Consider the following 16,619-nt stretch of genomic DNA (forward strand, 5'->3'; position numbering starts at 1 on the left):
GGCCCGGACACAGGGCCTCAGGCCTCCTGACTGATGGCCCCCGACTCCCCCCGACTCAAGGCTCTGACTCGGAGCGCAGAGCACGGACCACGGGTCACGGGTCACGGGTCACGGGTCACGGGTCACGGGTCACGGGTCACGGGTCACGGGTCACGGGTCACGGGTCACGGGTCACGGGTCACGGGTCACGGGTCACGGACGATGCACCACGGACGGGCCGATTCCACTCGCGTATGCGGTGGATCACGAAGAGTCCTGCCCGATATCGGGCAGGATTCTTGCAAAGAACCGCTTCCTGACCCCAGTATCTACGGGTGCTCGAACGCCGCCCGTCGCATGACGACCTCATCGACCATCTGGTCCGCAGCACCGCGCTCCCGCGCGGTGAGGCGTCCCGGGTGGTGCTCGACGTGCTGGCGTACTTCGACGAGACGACCGAGGAGTTCGTCCGTCGCCGCCATCGCGAGCTCCAGGCCGGCGGCGCCGTGAACTCCGCGATCTTCGAGCGCATCGCGGCGGAACTGCCGCACCGCGCCGTGGCGCCACCGGAGCTCTCGCTCCGGCAGCTGCGCCGCATGGTCTACGGCTGAGCACACACCTGTACGTTTTCGGAGGGGCAGAGACTTTATGTGCGGAATTGTCGGTTACATCGGTAGGCGTGACGTCGCTCCGCTGCTGCTGGAAGGTCTGGCGCGGCTGGAGTACCGGGGCTACGACTCCGCGGGCATGGTGATCACCAGCCCGAAGGCCGCCGGCCTGAAGATGGTCAAGGCCAAGGGCCGGGTCCGTGACCTGGAGGCCCGGGTCCCCAAGCGCTTCACCGGCACCACCGGCATCGCCCACACCCGCTGGGCCACCCACGGCGCCCCGAGCGACGTGAACTCGCACCCGCACATGGACCCCGAGAACAAGGTCGCGGTCGTCCACAACGGCATCGTCGACAACGCCGACGAGCTGCGCGCGAAGCTCGAGGCGGACGGTGTGGTCTTCGTCTCCGAGACCGACACCGAGGTGCTCACCCACCTGATCGCCCGCTCCCAGGCCGAGACCCTGGAGGAGAAGGTCCGCGAGGCGCTGAAGGTCGTCGAGGGCACGTACGGCATCGCCGTCATGCACGCCGACTTCAACGACCGCATCGTCGTCGCCCGCAACGGCTCCCCGGTCGTCCTCGGCATCGGCGAGAAGGAGATGCTCGTCGCCTCCGACGTCGCCGCGCTGATCGCCCACACCCGCCAGATCGTCACCCTCGACGACGGCGAGATGGCGACCCTGAAGGCCGACGACTTCCGCACCTACACCACCTCGGGCACGGTGACCACCGCCACGCCTGAGACCGTGGAGTGGGAGGCCGCCTCCTACGACATGGGCGGCCACGACACGTACATGCACAAGGAGATCTCCGAGCAGGCCGACGCCGTGGACCGCGTCCTGCGCGGCCGCATCGACGAGAAGTTCTCCACCGTCCACCTGGGCGGCCTCAACCTGGACGCCCGTGAGGCCCGGGGCATCCGCCGGGTGAAGATCCTCGGCTGCGGCACCTCGTACCACGCGGGCATGATCGGCGCCTCGCTGATCGAGGGCCTGGCCCGCATCCCGGCCGACTCCGAGCCCGCCTCCGAGTTCCGCTACCGCAACCCGGTCGTCGATCCCGACACCCTGTACATCGCCGTCTCCCAGTCCGGTGAGACCTACGACGTGCTCGCCGCGGTGCAGGAGCTCAAGCGCAAGGGCGCCCGCGTCCTCGGCGTGGTCAACGTGGTGGGCTCGGCGATCGCCCGCGAGGCCGACGGCGGCGTGTACGTGCACGCCGGCCCGGAGGTCTGCGTCGTCTCCACCAAGTGCTTCACCAACACGGTCGTCGCGTTCGCGCTGCTCGCCCTGCACCTGGGCCGCATCCGGGACCTGTCGGTCGCCGACGGCAAGCGGATCATCGAGGGCCTGCGCAGGCTGCCCGCGCAGATCCAGGAGATCCTCGAAGGCGAAGAGGACATCAAGAAGCTGGCCGCGGAGTACGCGGACGCCAAGTCGATGATGTTCATCGGCCGCGTCCGGGGCTACCCGGTCGCCCTGGAGGCCTCCCTGAAGCTCAAGGAGATCTCCTACATCCACGCCGAGGCCTACCCGGCCTCCGAGCTCAAGCACGGTCCGCTGGCGCTCATCGAGCCCGCGATGCCGACCGTCGCGATCGTCCCGAACGACTCCCTGCTGGAGAAGAACCGGGCCGCGATGGAGGAGATCAAGGCGCGCAGCGGCAGGATCCTCGCCGTCGCGCACCAGGTCCAGGAGAAGGCCGACCACACGATCCTCGTCCCGAAGAACGAGGACGAGCTGGACCCGATCCTGATGGGCATCCCGCTCCAGCTCCTCGCCTATCACACCGCCCTGGCCCTCGGCCGGGACATCGACAAGCCGCGCAACCTGGCCAAGTCGGTCACCGTGGAGTAGTCCGGCCCGGTGCCGGGGCGGCCGTCGGCCGGCCCCGGCCGGGGAAATGCGGCGCCCCCCCCGCGCGTGCCACCAACGCGCGGGGGGTCGCCCTTTCCGTACGGCCGGCGCCGCCCTGACACCGGCCTTGTGGTCCCGAAGTGGTCCGCGGATGCTCCGGAAGCGGTCCCGGCGAGGCCACGAAGCGGCCCCGGCCGGCCTTGTGCGGGCCGGACCCCCGGGTCAGCCGGCGGCCGTCACGCCCCGGCCCGGGGAGCGGCTCCCCGGCAGGGGCCACCTGGCCAGGCCCGCCGTCGCGCCGTACCAGGCCCCGAGGCCCGCCACCGCCGCGACCCAGCCGCCCGCCGTGGCCAGGCCGCCGACGTCCGCGAAGGAGCCGACGCCGCCCAGGAGCAGCGACACGAACAGCAGTCCGTACACGCCCTGGCCGAGCAGCCCGGCGCCCGCGGACGCGGCCGTCAGTGTGAGCGCCAGCAGCGACCACACCAGCAGGAACAGGCCGGTGGCCTCCGCGGAGGCGTCGGTGCCCACGCCGGTGCCCCAGGTGAACCAGAAGGCGCCCAGCCCCGCGAAGGCCGTGCCGGTACGGCCGTCGCCCGCGCGCAGTCCGAGCAGGCCCGTGACGAACAGGGCGACTCCGCCGATCCAGGTGGCGAGGGAGGAGGCGTCGGCCGCCGTGACGTTGTCGATCGCGCCGGTGCCGCCGATGCCGAACGCGAGCAGGGTCAGGCCGAGTGCGAGATGGCCGAGAGTGGAGGTCGTGGTGCTTCCCGCAGAGACGTCGTTGTCCACGGCGGGCTCCCTTCATGTGCGGTTGCGCTGCTTCCCAGCACTGTCCCTTTACCCTTCACAAGCGCACAAGCAACCTCGGAACATGGCCGAATTCCTGTACCAGTAGGGGAAGATGACGGTCTCTCATGTCCACCCCGTCCGCGACGACGGGGAAAGGCGGTCCGGCGGCACCACGGGACGACGTCGCGGCCTCGGGACGCACCCGGACGTCGCGGATTGATCGTCCCGGCGCGGGACGGCGACGCTACGGGATGACGACGACGGGCCGCTGGGCGCGCCGGGCGAGCCGTCCGGCCACCGAGCCGAACATCCGTCCCACGATGCCGTGGGTGGAGCCGACGACGATCGCGTCGGCCGAGTACTCCCGGCCGACCTCCTCCAGCTCGTGGCAGATGTCGCCGCCGCGCTCGACCAGGATCCACGGCACCTCGCTGAGGTAGTCCGCGCAGGCGAGCTCCAGACCGAGCACCTCGGTGCGGTGATCCGGTACGTCGACGAAGACCGGCGGCTCGCAGCCCGCCCAGACCGTGGTGGGCAGCCGGTTGGCCACGTGCACGATGATCAGCCCGGAGCCGGAGCGCCGGGCCATGCCGATGGCATAGGCGAGCGCCCGCTCACTGGAGGTCGAACCGTCGAAGCCGACGACCACGCCGTGCTGGAACGCGGGATCGCGGGAGTGGCGTGTCTCTTCCGCCGCGAGGGGGTCGACCGTGGGATCGGCGACCTGCCTGCGGTCCGCGGGTTCAGGGATTTCGTGACCGGCCATCGGTGTCTCGACGAAGAAGGTCCTTGTGGGAAGGGAGCGGCAGAACAGCGGTCGGCGCGGAGCGGTGTCCGGGAATCGTCTTCCCAGCCCCATACCCCCAAGGGTACGGCGGCACGCCCCTCCTGCCCAGTGTCCGCCACCCTGCACGCGGCGTCCCAGGGAGCATGCACGAGCCCGTCCCGTATGGCAATGCCGGATGTGCCCTACAGGCGTCCACCGGACACCGTTCGCACCCGTTCCGGCACCCCCGTCGCGCCCCTCGGGCCCAGTGACCGGAACGCTCCGCTACTCGTTGGCCAGGGGGTGTCCCGCGGCCGGCCCGGCCCTTTCGCCCCCGTCCGCCCGACACCCCCCGGTCCACCCGCCCGCCCCACCGTCCCCTGGGAGCTCTCCGTGCCCGCACCACCGGCCGCCCCGAGCCCGTCGTCCGCCTCCGAATCGGCGAGCGATGTGGTCCGATGGGCCGCCTTCAGCTGCGCTCTGGTACCCGTGGTGCTCGTGGTGTACGGAACCTCCGTCGGCGGCGCCGCCGCCACGGCCGTCGGCCTGGCCGCCGTGACCGCCGTCTGCCGGATCCTGCTGCGGCGCTCCGAGCGGACCCCGGTCCGCCCGCTCGTGGAGGATTCGCCCGCGCACGCGCGGCCGCCGGGCCCGCCGCGCGGCCGGCACTCCCGCACGAGCCCCGGGGCGCGTCACGGAGGGCGCCCCGGGGCGGGGTGTGCGCCCGGAGACTGACGCGTTCGCACACACGCGCCCGTATGTTTTCAGCCAACTTCGGCCAACCGGCCGATCCTTGCCCGAATGGCCTGCCAACCCCCTTGTCACCAGGGAGGAAAGGACCGTGGGGGTCGTCCGCACCCTACGTGGATGGGCCATGCGCGTGAGGCGCACTTCCCTGCGCGGCCCGCGAGTGGAACGCTTCGTGATCGAATGCTTCGCGCCAAGTTGCCTTGTCGACATAGCGCTGGTTGGGGAACTTGTCACGCCGGCGCCACGGGACACAGTAGATTCGATCATGACTATCGAAGACTGGGGACTCGTGCAAAACCGAGGGGAAACGTGCAGGAGCGACAGGACCTAGGAGACGCGAACACCGAGGGGGGCTTAGCGTCATGAGCCAGGACTCCGCCGCACCGGAGACCGGACGAAAACTGTCCGGCCGCCGCCGTCGCGAGGTCGTCGCAGTGCTGCTGTTCAGCGGCGGCCCCATCTTCGAGAGTTCCATCCCGCTCTCGGTGTTCGGGATTGACCGCCAGGACGCCGGAGTGCCCCGCTACAGGCTGCTTGTCTGTGCGGGTGAAGAAGGGCCGCTGCGTACGACCGGAGGGCTGGAGCTCTCCGCGCCGTACGGCCTGGAGGCGATCAGCAGGGCGGGCACCGTCGTCGTACCGGCCTGGCGGTCGATCACCTCGCCGCCACCGGCCGAGGCGCTCGACGCGCTGCGCCGCGCACACGAGGAGGGTGCCCGGATCGTCGGGCTGTGCACAGGCGCCTTCGTGCTCGCGGCCGCCGGTTTACTGGACGGGCGGCCGGCCACCACGCACTGGATGTACGCGCCGACGCTCGCCAAGCGCTACCCGTCGGTCCATGTGGACCCGCGGGAGCTCTTCGTCGACGACGGCGACGTGCTGACGTCCGCGGGGACGGCGGCCGGAATCGATCTCTGTCTGCACATCGTGCGCACGGACCACGGCAGTGAGGCGGCCGGGGCACTCGCCCGGCGCCTCGTGGTACCGCCGCGCCGCAGTGGCGGACAGGAGCGGTACCTCGACCGGTCCCTGCCCGAGGAGATCGGCGCCGACCCGCTCGCCGAGGTCGTCGCCTGGGCGCTGGAGCACCTCCACGAGCAGTTCGACGTGGAGACGCTCGCCGCGCGGGCGTACATGAGCAGGCGGACCTTCGACCGCAGGTTCCGCTCGCTCACCGGCAGCGCGCCGCTGCAGTGGCTGATCACCCAGCGGGTGCTCCAGGCGCAGCGGCTGCTGGAGACCTCCGACTACTCGGTCGACGAGGTGGCCGGCCGCTGCGGCTTCCGCTCGCCGGTGGCCCTGCGCGGGCACTTCCGGCGCCAGCTGGGCTCGTCCCCGGCGGCCTACCGGGCCGCCTACCGGGCCCGTCGGCCGCAGGCGGACACGGCAGTGCCGGCGGCGGCCGTGGAGGCGGTGCTGCCGCAGCAGGTGCCGCCGGGAATGAGGCGCGCCTCGGCGATGTCCGAGGCGGGCAAGCCGCACGCGGACGCCTACACGCAGGGGCGCGCGGCCCTCCCGGGCCAGCGCAGCGCGCCGTAACCGCACGCGCGGGACCGCAGGGGCGGCCGCCGGGCAGGTGCACGACAGCACCCGCCCGGCGGCCGCCCCTCTAAGGTAGGACGCATGAACGATCGCATGGTGTGGATCGACTGCGAGATGACCGGGCTCTCGTTGACGGACGACGCACTTATCGAGGTGGCCGCACTGGTCACCGACTCGGAACTGAACGTGCTCGGCGACGGCGTGGACATCGTCATCCGTCCGCCGGACGAGGCGCTGGAGACCATGCCCGACGTGGTGCGCGCGATGCACACCGCCTCGGGGCTGCTCGACGAGCTGGCGGGGGGCACCACCCTCGCCGACGCCGAGGAGCAGGTCCTCGCCTACGTACGTGAGCACGTCAAGGAGCCCGGCAAGGCGCCGCTGTGCGGGAACTCGGTCGGCACCGACCGCGGTTTCCTGCTCCGCGACATGCCGAAGGTGGAGCAGTACCTCCACTACCGGATCGTCGATGTCTCCTCGGTCAAGGAACTGGCCCGGCGCTGGTACCCGAGGGCGTACTTCAACAGTCCGGAGAAGGGCGGCAACCACCGGGCCCTCGCCGACATCCGGGAATCCATCGCCGAGCTGCGCTACTACCGCGAAGCGATCTTCGTGGCCCAGCCCGGCCCGGACTCCGACACGGCCAAGGCCATCGCGGCCCGCCACGTGCTGCCCGCGACACCCGTGAAGTAGGCCGCCCGGAAGGCGGGAGCGAGCACCCTCCCGGACCCTGTACACTTTTTCTCGGCCGGTCGGGAAAAAGACCGGTCGTGGTGGGTATAGCTCAGCTGGTAGAGCACCTGGTTGTGGTCCAGGATGTCGCGGGTTCGAGTCCCGTTACTCACCCTGAATGATCAAGGGCTGACCTGTGAAAACAGGTCAGCCCTTCGTCATTCCCGGAACTTCGGGAACACCGCGGGAACACCGACCCGGGGAACGGTCCTGTCGTCTGCCCACGGCGAGCATCGTGGAACGGCCCAGGAAGGACGGCAGCTGCGCCTTCCAGGTGAAGTGGCGCCAGGACGGGAGCTGGCGGACGGAACTCTTCGGCGAGCGCCCTGCCGCTGAACAGTTTCAGACCCTGGTCGAGGCGCACGGCGGACGATGGCCTCACGGATGGATGCGTGGCGAGGTTTCATGGCGCAGCCAGCGATTCCGGGCGACGTACCGCTCGCGGCCTGCGCCACCCGCTCCGTGGACATCTGCGGGGCATCGCGGTCAGCACGCTGGTCGGCGATGTGCGGGTGCTGCACGCGCAGGTCGCGGCCACGAGTGAGACCCCGGCCGAGCCGGACCCCGCCTGCGCGGTGGCCGATCTGCCGGACCGGACCAGGTGCCGGCACCGATACCCGGGTCCCGCGGCGGGACAGGCCCGTCCGGGCCCCCAGGCCCCACCGGCTGGCCCGGCCGGTCGGGGACCGACGGTGCGCCCGGGGTCGGCCAGACCGGCGCCCCGGACACCAACGATGCGGACGGGCAGGACGGCGCCGCCGGACCGGCCGGCCCGCCCGGCCCCCAGGGCGAGACCGGCCCCGCTGGCCAGCCCTGCCCCGACGGACAGACCCTCCAGCCCCGGCCGGCGACCCCGACGCCCTGATCTGCCGACGCACCGGAGCACCCGGCCCCGCCCCGACTCCCGCACCCGAGCGGCCCGGCCTGCTACCGATGGCCCTCGGCGGCCGGCAGTACCCATGATGTGACGAAGCCCCCTGCCCGACCCCTTGAGGGTCAGGCAGGGAGGCACTTCCGGCCCTCTGGGGTCAGGTCTCCGCGGCCGAACAGTTCACGCAACAGCGTCCAGTGCCAGCCCCCACGGGTACGCCTCTGGACGCCCCTGGCCCGGCTCGTTGGGCACGAACCCGCCATCACCGAACAGGACCTTGACCCCGGCCGCGCGTAGCGTCTCGATCGATCGGTCGAGCTGGGGGTGTCGTGCGTACGCCGCGTTCACGCACGGCATCGCGACGAGCGGGATGCCCTTGCCGATTCCCTCGGCCACCACGCCCACGACCCACTTCGACGTGAGTCCCAAGGCCAATTCGTTCACCGAGTTGAACGTCAGGGGGGCGAACAGGATCGCGTCCGCCGTGGGCCACACATCCGGGTCTCCGGGCATCCGGTACTCAGACCGGACCGGGTACCCGGTGAGCGCGGCCAGGCCGTCAATGCTGGGGGCGAGCCACCGTGACGCGGTGGGCGTGAGTCCCAGACACACGTCCCACCCACGGGCCTGGGCGTCCTCGATCACGCGCGCTACGTCGAAGGTCGGCGGAGCAGCCGAACAGAACAGATACAGGGTCCTCGTCATGCGCCTATCCGAACACACACGACTGCCCCCATCCCGAGTGGGATGAGGGCAGTTGAGGGTCCAGCGCGTGATGGCGCGGGTACCGTCCCAGATGACGAGTCCGGAACGGAGACCAGTATGCCCACCCACGACGACGAGCACACAGGCGCCCGCATCCGAGAGCAGCGGAAACGGGCCGGGCTGACGCAGCGGCAGCTCGCGGACCGAATCCCCTACTCGTACAGTCTGCTGAACCAGGTGGAATGCGGGGCGCGACCGGCAACCCCTGCATTCGTCGATGCGGTCGCCTGTGTGCTCCGGATTGATGCCACCGTGCTTACCGGCCCCGCTGATGTGAGCGAGGTCCAGCGAGACCGCATCGCTGCCCTGGTGCGCCCGATCCGCGAGGCACTGGCCTGGTACGACCTGGACGCACCGATGACAGACCCGGCCAGGCCAGTGGCTGACCTCGCCGTGGCGGCAGACCAGGTGTGCCAGGACGTACGCGCCACCCATCTGCGCAAGGCAGCCCGCAACCTTCCTCCGCTCATCACCGCGCTGACCGCCGCTGCGCAGGCCAACCCCACGACGGCCACGTGGCAGGCACTCGCGTCCACGTATCGCACGGCTCACGACGTCGCGTTGAAGCTGGGTCACCGGGATCTGGCGACGATCGCTCTTGACCGCATGGGGTGGGCCGCGGAGCGCGCCTCCGACCCATGCCTGGGTGCCATCCGGCACTACAAGCGGGCACTGGGGCACAAGCGGGCCGATCACCTGCTCGGTCAGCGGCTCATCGAGGCCGGCCAGCGGCTCCTCGAAGGGGATACCTCGCGCGAGGCCTTGGCCGTCGCCGGGCAGCTGCACCTCGGCGCGGCCGCGGTCGCAGCCCGAGCCGAGGACGCGGCCGCCGTTGCCACGCACATTGCGCAGGCCCGAGAACTGGCCGGCCGGGTAGGCGGAGAGGCGCCCGAGGTGCATTGGCTGTCGTTCGGTTACGTCAATGCGGCGCTGCATGAAATGACCGCGTCGCTGCATCAGCGCCGCTTCGATGAGGCCCTCTCCCAGGCCCGGAGGATTCGGTTGCCGGCTTCCACGCTCACCTCGCGGCGGGCACGGTACATGGTCGACCGGGCCGTAGCGGAGATGGAGACCGGGCATCCCGATCACGCCCTGCGGTATCTGCTGGAAGCGCGGAGGGTGGCCCCCGAGCAGACCCGCTATCACCCTGGCGCCCGGGACGCGATCACCGGGCTGCTCCACACCGCGCGCCGCCCCCCCGACACCCTGAACCACCTGGCCGCCTGGATCGGCCTATAGAACGCTCACAGCGCTCACAAATCTGTGAGCGCTGCGGTCTCCCTGGAGCGCCACGCTGGTCTCGTATCCAGAAGCGGACAACCCCGGGGAGACCCAACCCGTGATGACGATCAAGGTGTACCGCGTTCTACCGGACGGCGCGCGCCGTACGATCCGGCCCGAGGAATCGATCGAGCCGGCCGACACCATCTCGAACGCCAGCTCGTCCCACGTGCGTCTGCCGCCGTTGCACGGCCGAGACAGCCCGACGTCGGCCGGGCACCCTGTGATCGCGGCGACTGAGGCCCATGCTGTCACGGAGGACGACATCGGCTGCCTCGTCGTCGACAAGACAGGAAAGACGGCCGTACTGGTCGGCGTGATGAGCGACTACGAGGACCCCGCCCGGATGGCCGGCCACCGGGACCAGAGCCCGATGGCGTTCGTCCGCCCCGAGGGCGGGCCCGAGCGGATGCTGCCCCTCAACACTGTAAGGCCGGCGACGTGACGCGACGCATCCTGGCGATGGGGATCCTGCGGCTCTTCTGCGAGTGTGGCGGCGTGATCGCACCCAACGAACAGGGTCGGCCGCAGTGCCGCAAGTGCGGCCAGCTGTACGGATGTGCGCCCAATCACGGTGCGGCATCGTGACGCCGCCCAGTGAGCAGCCTGCGGCGCGCACCATCACCCACGTGTGCTGGAGCGTCCGCCCCGGCCATCCGCCGCTGCACTGCACCCTGTCGCCGCGACACAAGGGTGATCACTACCACTACTACACGCGCACCGCGTGGCCCCAGCGGCCGAGCTCCTGATCTCCGCCCGCTGCCTGTGACCGATGGCGGGGACGGGGCAGCGGCCGGGCACTACCTCCCCGCAGAAACGACCGATCACGACCCAGGAGGTCCGTATGTCCGACGACGGTAAGCACGGCGGCGAGCCGAGCGACAAGCCGTGGACGCCCCCGCCGGCCCCGCCGTCCCCCGACGGTTCCGGCCCGAGCAAGCACAGCACCGGGAGCTGATGTGACGACCGCCCACAAGGGCGGGCACGCCGCGCTCGTAGACGACCTCTACGAGCGCGGTCTGCTCACCGACGCATGGCGCGACGTATGGCTAGCCGTCCCCCGCGAGGACTTCCTCCCCCACCAGATCTGGCGGCAGGGCCCGACCGGATGCGAGCCCATCACGACCGAGGGCGACCGGCTCGCCCTCGCGCACAGCGACGAGCCCGTCATCATCCAGCTCGACGACGGGCACACCGACGGTCCCGGCATCGCCACCTCGTCCAACTCCCAGCCCAGCATGGTCGCCAAGATGCTCGGGCTGCTCAGCATCCAGACCGGTCACCGCGTACTGGAGATCGGCACCGCGTCCGGGTTCGTGGCAGCCCTGCTGTGCAAGCGGCTCGGCGACCGCCGGGTGTACAGCGTCGAGCTCGACCCCGCGCTGGCCGGCCATGCACAGCGGGCGCTGCGGGCCGCCGGGTACCTGCCGCATCTGGCCTGCTCCGACGGGGCGTGGGGCTGGCCGGACACCGACCCGTTCGACCGGGTCATCGCCACGTGCGCTCTGCGGGACGTCCCGCACGCCCTCGTCCGTCAGGTCCGGCCCGGCGGCCACATCGTGGCGCCGATCCACCGCGACTTCTGGACCGGCGCGGTGGTCAAACTCGACGTCGTCGGGCTCGTAGCGGCCGGTCGCTTCCGCACCCCGGCCTCGTACATGCCGATGCGCGCACACCGCACCCCGGCCGGCGCATCGGTGGACGACTCGACCGCCCGGGAGGCCTCCATCGGCGATGTCGAACCGCGCGAGGTCCTCAACCACGGCTTCGCCCTGTATGCAGGCACCCGCCTGCCTGGGGTGCGCATGTGGCACTCCGAGTCCGATGACGGCGTACAGGTGTGGGCGCAGGACGGTGACGGCTCAGCGGCCACGGCCGCGACGGGCGGGGAAGTGCGGCAGTACGGGCCGCGCGACCTGTGGGAGGAGATCGCGCAGGCGCACGTGGAGTACATCGAGCTGGGCGCGCCCGAGCTCGACCGGTTCGGTCTGTCCGTCTCGGCCGAGGGACAACGGATCTGGCTGGACCACCCCGCCCGAGTCATCGAGCCCGCCCCCCGCCCAGAGCGGGCTCCGCACCCTGCTGGCTGAGCTCCGTCGACTGCCCCGTCCGGCCGCGCCCCCCCCGTCGCGGCCGGGCGGTGGCTCTCCTCCACCCCCGACCGGGGACATCCGACGCAGCCGCCGGACCGCAGGGTGGGCGGGGGCCGGACGAGGTCGGAGGGGGACGCCGGTCGCGTCGGCGAAAAGGACCAGGGTGTCAAGGAGCGGGCCGGCGTGGCCCTGCTCGATCCGGTTGGAGCCGTGGCGTTCCATCCGGCAGCGGTTCGCGACTGCAAGATCGAGGCCCCGGTTCATCGAACCGGGGCCTCGGCCGTTCTCCGGACCCCGCCCGCTTCCCGGCCGGTCCGGGGCCGGCAACCGTTCCCCCCGCGGCGGCGACTGTGAGGTACGCGACGCCCTCTCTCCCCCCAGGAGGAAACGTGCAGCACCCGCAGACACCCCGCAGGAGAAGCCGCCCTCTGCGCGCCCTCATGGCCGCGGCCGTCGCCGGCGCCGTCTCCGTCGCCGGGCTCACCGCTCTCGCCGGGCCGTCCGAGGCCGCGACCGCGCGCCAGGCCGAACGGCTCGACCGGGGCGTGGTCAGCGTCCACACCGGCACCGGCAACCTGGTCGGCTGGCGCTGGCTCGCGACCGACCCGGACTCCGTCGCCTTCAACGTCTACCGGGGCGGTACGAAGGTGAACGCGACGCCCGTCACGGGCTCCACCAACTACTTCCACGCCGGGGCGCCCAACAGCGCCGACTACACGGTCCGCGCGGTCGTGGGCGGCGTGGAGCAGGGCGACTCCGTGCACGCCGTCCAGTTCCGGGCCGGGTACAAGGACGTGCCGCTCACTCCCCCGGCGGGCGGCACCACGCCCGACGGAGTGGCGTACACCTATGAGGCCAACGACGCGTCCGTCGGCGACCTCGACGGCGACGGCGACCTCGACTTCGTACTGAAGTGGCAGCCGACCAACGCCAAGGACAACTCGCAGTCCGGCTACACCGGCAGCACCGTCGTCGACGGCATCAGGCTCGACGGCACCCGGCTGTGGCGCGTCGACCTGGGGCGCAACATCCGCTCCGGAGCCCACTACACCCAGTTCCAGGTGTACGACTACGACGGCGACGGCAGGGCCGAGGTGGCCATGAAGACCGCCGACGGCACCGTCGACGGCACCGGGAAGGTCATCGGCAGCGCCTCGGCGGACCACCGCAACTCCAGCGGTTACGTCCTCGCCGGGGGCGAGTACCTGACCATGTTCGACGGCCTCACCGGCGCGGCGATGGGGACCACCGGCTACGTCCCGGCGCGCGGCACCGTGTCGTCGTGGGGTGACGGCTACGGCAACCGCGTCGACCGGTTCCTCGCCGGGACCGCCTACCTGGACGGGGCGAGGCCGTCGCTGATCATGGCGCGCGGGTACTACACCCGTTCGGTGATCGTGGCCTGGGACTGGCGCGGCGGGCAGTTGACCCGGCGCTGGACCTTCGACACCGACGCGTCGGCCAACGTCGGCAAGGGCTTCGACGGCCAGGGCTCGCACAGCCTGTCGGTGGGAGACGTGGACGGGGACGGCAAGGACGAGATCGTGTACGGGTCGATGGCCGTCGACGACAACGGCAACGGCCTGTGGACGGCGAGGACGGGGCACGGCGACGCCCAGCATCTGGCCGACCTCGACCCCGGGGATCCGGGCCTGGAGTACTTCAAGGTGTCCGAGTCCGCGTCCCAGCCCTCCGCGCTGTACCTCGACCCGGGCAATGGGGCCGTGCGCTGGAAGCTGGCGGCCTGCTGCGACAACGGGCGCGGCGTGGCCGCCGACATCCACGCCGGCAACGACGGGGCCGAGGTGTGGTCCGCCTCCGACACCTCCGTCCGGGACGAGGCGGGCGCCGCGAAGGGCCGTGAGCCGTCGTCGGCCAACTTCGTGAGCTGGTGGGACGGCGACACCTCGCGCGAGCTGCTCGACGGCACCCGCATCGACAAGTACGGCACCGGCGGGGACACCCGGCTGCTGACGGGGGCCTCCGTCGCGTCCGGCAACGGCACCAAGGCGACCCCCTCGCTCTCCGGGGACATCCTCGGGGACTGGCGCGAGGAGGTCGTCTGGCGCACGTCCGACAACCGGGCGCTGCGGATCTACTCGACGCCGTACGAGACGGACACGCGGATCACCACGCTTCTGCACGACACCATGTACCGCACGGGGCTGGCCTGGCAGAACACCGCCTACAACCAGCCCCCGCACCCGAGTTTCCACATCGGTGCCGGGATGGCGCCCGCACCCCGGCCGTCGGTGATCACCCCGTAGCGTCGCCGTAGACGATGCCGCGGCCGTTCGTCGACACGTACACCCTTCCGTAGATCCGGGGGTCGCCGGTGATCGCGGCACCGGTCCAGCCAAACTGGTGGGCGTCGTCGTTGACGCGGACCCAGGTGGCGCCCGCGTCGATGGAGCGGAAGATGCCGCGCACGCCGCCGATCCTGGCGCTGGTGTACAGCGTCTGGTACGCGGCGCCGGGCGCGGCCTTGCCGAAGCCGATGGTGTCGGCCTGTTCGACACCGGCGGCCCTGGTGAACGTCGCGCCCGCGTCCGTGGAGTGCCACAGCCCGTACTGCCCGGCCGCCGCGCCGCCGGCGAGCCAGATGTCGCCGCCGCGGCCGGGGACCGCCTTGAAGCGGACATCACCCGAGACGGGCAGGCCGGTGGCCCTCGCGGTGAAGCTGACGCCGCCGTCCCTGCTGACGTAGAAGGTGCCGGACTTGAAGCCGTAGAACGTCTTCGGGTCGACCCGGTCGGACTCGACGGTCGCGCCGGCCGGGATGCCCCGGGAGGCCGTCCACGACGAACCGAAGCCCGACGCGGTGTGCACGGCCGCCCCGGCGGGGCTCCAGACGAAGCGGCTGCCGTCCGCCGCGGCGGCGACCGTGCCGCCGCCCGACACTCCGGGCGGTTCCTGCCCGGCCCACCAGTTGGCGCCGTTGTCGGTGGAGAAGGCGATCCGCGGTCCGCTGTCCAGGTCGCCGACCCTGACCATGGTGTTCGGGCTGGTCTCGGCGTAGTCGAGGGAGGTCGTGGTGGTGAAGACCGGCTGGGTGAACATCCGCCCGGGCACCTGGGTGACATCGGTGTGGCGGAAGCCGCCGACGTCGCCGAGCGCGCTGATCAGCGGGGCGCCGGAGGGCGGGGACACGAGGTCGTTCACCGCCGTCTCCTCCAGCCCCTTCACCATCGGCCGGATGGTGAAGGGGCTTCCCGTGTCCCACCGGGTGAGGTCCTCGGTGCCGTAGACCGTGGCCCCCGTGCCGTACATCATCCGGTTCGAGTCGAACGGGTCGATCTCCAGGGACTCGGTCATCCACCCGAGCTTGGGGGTCTGTTCGGGCGGCTGCGGGGCGGCGCCCCAGGTCAGCCAGGGGACGGAGGAGACGTCCATGGTGTAGCGGTTGGAGCGGTCGGGGTACGAGGTGTAGTCCCAGGCACGGGTCCAGTGCGCGCCGCTGTCGGTGGTGCGGAAGATCTGCGTGTCGGGCCACCAGGAGCTGTAACCGGTGACCATCACCGTGCCGGGCCTCTGCCGGTCGACGCTCAGCCCGCTGAAGCCGTAGGAGGCGTCGGCGGCCGGGGTGATGTCCTGCCAGGTGCCGGTCCTCGTGGCGTACCGCCACACCTGGCCCCGGCCTCCGTCGTAGGGGCCGCCCGTGTCGCTGTACGCCAGGTACAGATGCCCGGCGGCCGCCTCCAGGACGCCCTTGTGGGCGAGGAGTCCGGTCGGCTGACCGGGCAGGCGGGTCCAGGTGGCGCCCGCGTCGGTGGAGCGGTAGACGGAGTTCTCCTTGTCGGCGACCCCGACGTAGACGGTTCTGGTGGCGCTCCCGGGGGTGCCGGTCGACTCGTCGAAGGTGACCCAGACGACGCCCTGGTTGTCGGAGGCGTACCCGGTGGTGTCGTCGGGGTCCTGGCGGTAGGTGCCGGGGTTGGGGAAGGAGGTGACCCGGGACCAGGTGACGCCGGAGTCGGTGGAGCGCCACAGGCCGTTGCCGCTGGGCGCGCCGAGGTACAGCACGCTGTTGCGGTGGGGGTCGACCGCGAGGCGTTCGCCCATGCCGCGGCCGGGCATGTTGCCGCCCAGCTTGAACGGCAGGTCGGTCCTCTGCCAGGTCGCGCCCCGGTCGGCGGAGCGCAGGACGGCTCCGTTGCCGGGGTCCCAGCTGTTGGTGTAGGTGCCGACGGCCGCGTACACCCGGTTCGGGGCGACGGAGTCGGAGGCGATGGCGACGACGCCGGTGTGGCCCCACCGGTCCCAGCCGACCGAGTCCAGCAGCGGCACCCAGGACTTGGTCGTCTGCTGCCAGCGGTAGGCGCCGCCGATGTCGGTGCGGGCGTAGGCGAGGTTCTTCTCGGTCCGGTTGAAGACGATGCCCGGTACGAAGCCGCCGCCGTCGATCCGGACGTTCTTCCAGGTGTAGGGCTCCGCCGCCGCGGCCCGGGGCTCGGGCCGGGTCTCGGGCCCGGCCTGGGCGGCGGGCGCCGCGCCGGTCAGCAGACCGGCGGCGAGCGCCAGGCCGATGAGCAGGCTCCTCTTCTTGCGCACAGGGGGATTCCTCTCCGGGCGGGGGGATGGGA

At 71.5% G+C, this 16,619-nt stretch carries 14 protein-coding genes and 1 tRNA gene; 11 read left to right on the top strand and 4 right to left on the bottom strand.

The window, feature by feature from the left end; translation table 11 throughout:
• Positions 1–314 precede the first annotated feature (314 nt).
• A complete protein-coding gene (locus PUR26_RS15010) occupies positions 315–590 on the top strand; it encodes a hypothetical protein (RefSeq protein WP_329872847.1) in 276 nt (91 codons plus the stop codon).
• A 37-nt stretch (positions 591–627) separates the two neighbouring features.
• Entirely contained in the window at positions 628–2,445 is a 1,818-nt protein-coding gene (gene glmS, locus PUR26_RS15015) for a glutamine--fructose-6-phosphate transaminase (isomerizing) (protein ID WP_329872848.1), read from the top strand.
• 222 nt (positions 2,446–2,667) lie between these two features.
• Here the strand turns inward: glmS and PUR26_RS15020 are convergent, their stop codons facing one another.
• On the bottom strand, positions 2,668–3,237 hold the full coding sequence (locus PUR26_RS15020; protein ID WP_329872849.1) for a GPR1/FUN34/YaaH family transporter: 570 nt from the start codon (positions 3,235–3,237) through the stop codon (positions 2,668–2,670).
• A 244-nt stretch (positions 3,238–3,481) separates the two neighbouring features.
• Entirely contained in the window at positions 3,482–4,003 is a 522-nt protein-coding gene (locus PUR26_RS15025; RefSeq protein WP_329872875.1) for a universal stress protein, read from the bottom strand.
• A 393-nt stretch (positions 4,004–4,396) separates the two neighbouring features.
• Here PUR26_RS15025 and PUR26_RS15030 point away from each other — a divergent pair, with 393 nt between their 5' ends.
• The 4 genes from PUR26_RS15030 (at position 4,397) to PUR26_RS15045 (ending at position 7,140) form a co-directional block, all read left to right on the top strand.
• On the top strand, positions 4,397–4,738 hold the full coding sequence (locus PUR26_RS15030) for a hypothetical protein (RefSeq protein WP_329872850.1): 342 nt from the start codon (positions 4,397–4,399) through the stop codon (positions 4,736–4,738).
• 377 nt (positions 4,739–5,115) lie between these two features.
• On the top strand, positions 5,116–6,291 hold the full coding sequence (locus PUR26_RS15035; RefSeq protein ID WP_329872851.1) for a helix-turn-helix domain-containing protein: 1,176 nt from the start codon (positions 5,116–5,118) through the stop codon (positions 6,289–6,291).
• Between the two features lie 84 nt (positions 6,292–6,375).
• Positions 6,376–6,987, top strand: coding sequence for an oligoribonuclease (gene orn, locus PUR26_RS15040; RefSeq protein WP_329872852.1), 612 nt, complete (start codon positions 6,376–6,378; stop codon positions 6,985–6,987).
• Positions 6,988–7,067: 80 nt separating this feature from the next.
• Positions 7,068–7,140: transfer RNA gene (locus PUR26_RS15045), tRNA-His, on the top strand.
• Between the two features lie 937 nt (positions 7,141–8,077).
• On the opposite strand, the gene PUR26_RS15050 is transcribed toward PUR26_RS15045, so the two are convergent.
• Positions 8,078–8,602 (bottom strand): flavoprotein, encoded by a 525-nt coding sequence (locus tag PUR26_RS15050; protein ID WP_329872853.1) that lies wholly within the window; start codon positions 8,600–8,602, stop codon positions 8,078–8,080.
• Positions 8,603–8,719: 117 nt separating this feature from the next.
• Here PUR26_RS15050 and PUR26_RS15055 point away from each other — a divergent pair, with 117 nt between their 5' ends.
• The 5 genes from PUR26_RS15055 (at position 8,720) to PUR26_RS15075 (ending at position 14,303) form a co-directional block, all read left to right on the top strand.
• The gene (locus tag PUR26_RS15055; RefSeq protein WP_329872854.1) at positions 8,720–9,901 is read left to right on the top strand and encodes a helix-turn-helix domain-containing protein; all 1,182 of its coding nucleotides are present in this window, start codon (positions 8,720–8,722) and stop codon (positions 9,899–9,901) included.
• A 103-nt stretch (positions 9,902–10,004) separates the two neighbouring features.
• On the top strand, positions 10,005–10,388 hold the full coding sequence (locus PUR26_RS15060) for a hypothetical protein (RefSeq protein ID WP_329872855.1): 384 nt from the start codon (positions 10,005–10,007) through the stop codon (positions 10,386–10,388).
• Between the two features lie 139 nt (positions 10,389–10,527).
• Entirely contained in the window at positions 10,528–10,692 is a 165-nt protein-coding gene (locus tag PUR26_RS15065; protein WP_329872856.1) for a hypothetical protein, read from the top strand.
• A 210-nt stretch (positions 10,693–10,902) separates the two neighbouring features.
• Positions 10,903–12,033, top strand: a complete 1,131-nt coding sequence (locus PUR26_RS15070; RefSeq protein WP_329872857.1) for a methyltransferase — start codon at positions 10,903–10,905, stop codon at positions 12,031–12,033.
• A 443-nt stretch (positions 12,034–12,476) separates the two neighbouring features.
• Positions 12,477–14,303: a rhamnogalacturonan lyase gene (locus PUR26_RS15075; RefSeq protein ID WP_329872876.1), complete on the top strand. Its 1,827-nt coding sequence runs from the start codon at positions 12,477–12,479 to the stop codon at positions 14,301–14,303.
• Here the strand turns inward: PUR26_RS15075 and PUR26_RS15080 are convergent.
• Complete coding sequence (locus tag PUR26_RS15080) at positions 14,293–16,587, bottom strand: xyloglucanase (protein WP_329872858.1); 2,295 nt, start codon at positions 16,585–16,587, stop codon at positions 14,293–14,295. The genes PUR26_RS15075 and PUR26_RS15080 overlap by 11 nt on opposite strands.
• Positions 16,588–16,619 lie beyond the last annotated feature (32 nt).

The sequence above is a fragment of the Streptomyces sp. SP18CS02 genome (genome assembly GCF_036322365.1).
Classification (GTDB): domain Bacteria; phylum Actinomycetota; class Actinomycetes; order Streptomycetales; family Streptomycetaceae; genus Streptomyces.

Excerpts from the sequence above, each read along its gene's own strand:
- glmS (WP_329872848.1), top strand. The coding sequence starts at position 628 with ATGTGCGGAATTGTCGGTTACATCGGTAGGCGTGACGTCGCTCCGCTG.
- PUR26_RS15025 (WP_329872875.1), bottom strand. The coding sequence starts at position 4,003 with ATGGCCGGTCACGAAATCCCTGAACCCGCGGACCGCAGGCAGGTCGCC.
- PUR26_RS15035 (WP_329872851.1), top strand. The coding sequence starts at position 5,116 with ATGAGCCAGGACTCCGCCGCACCGGAGACCGGACGAAAACTGTCCGGC.
- orn (WP_329872852.1), top strand. The coding sequence starts at position 6,376 with ATGAACGATCGCATGGTGTGGATCGACTGCGAGATGACCGGGCTCTCG.
- PUR26_RS15050 (WP_329872853.1), bottom strand. The coding sequence starts at position 8,602 with ATGACGAGGACCCTGTATCTGTTCTGTTCGGCTGCTCCGCCGACCTTC.
- PUR26_RS15055 (WP_329872854.1), top strand. The coding sequence starts at position 8,720 with ATGCCCACCCACGACGACGAGCACACAGGCGCCCGCATCCGAGAGCAG.
- PUR26_RS15060 (WP_329872855.1), top strand. The coding sequence starts at position 10,005 with ATGACGATCAAGGTGTACCGCGTTCTACCGGACGGCGCGCGCCGTACG.
- PUR26_RS15075 (WP_329872876.1), top strand. The coding sequence starts at position 12,477 with ATGGCCGCGGCCGTCGCCGGCGCCGTCTCCGTCGCCGGGCTCACCGCT.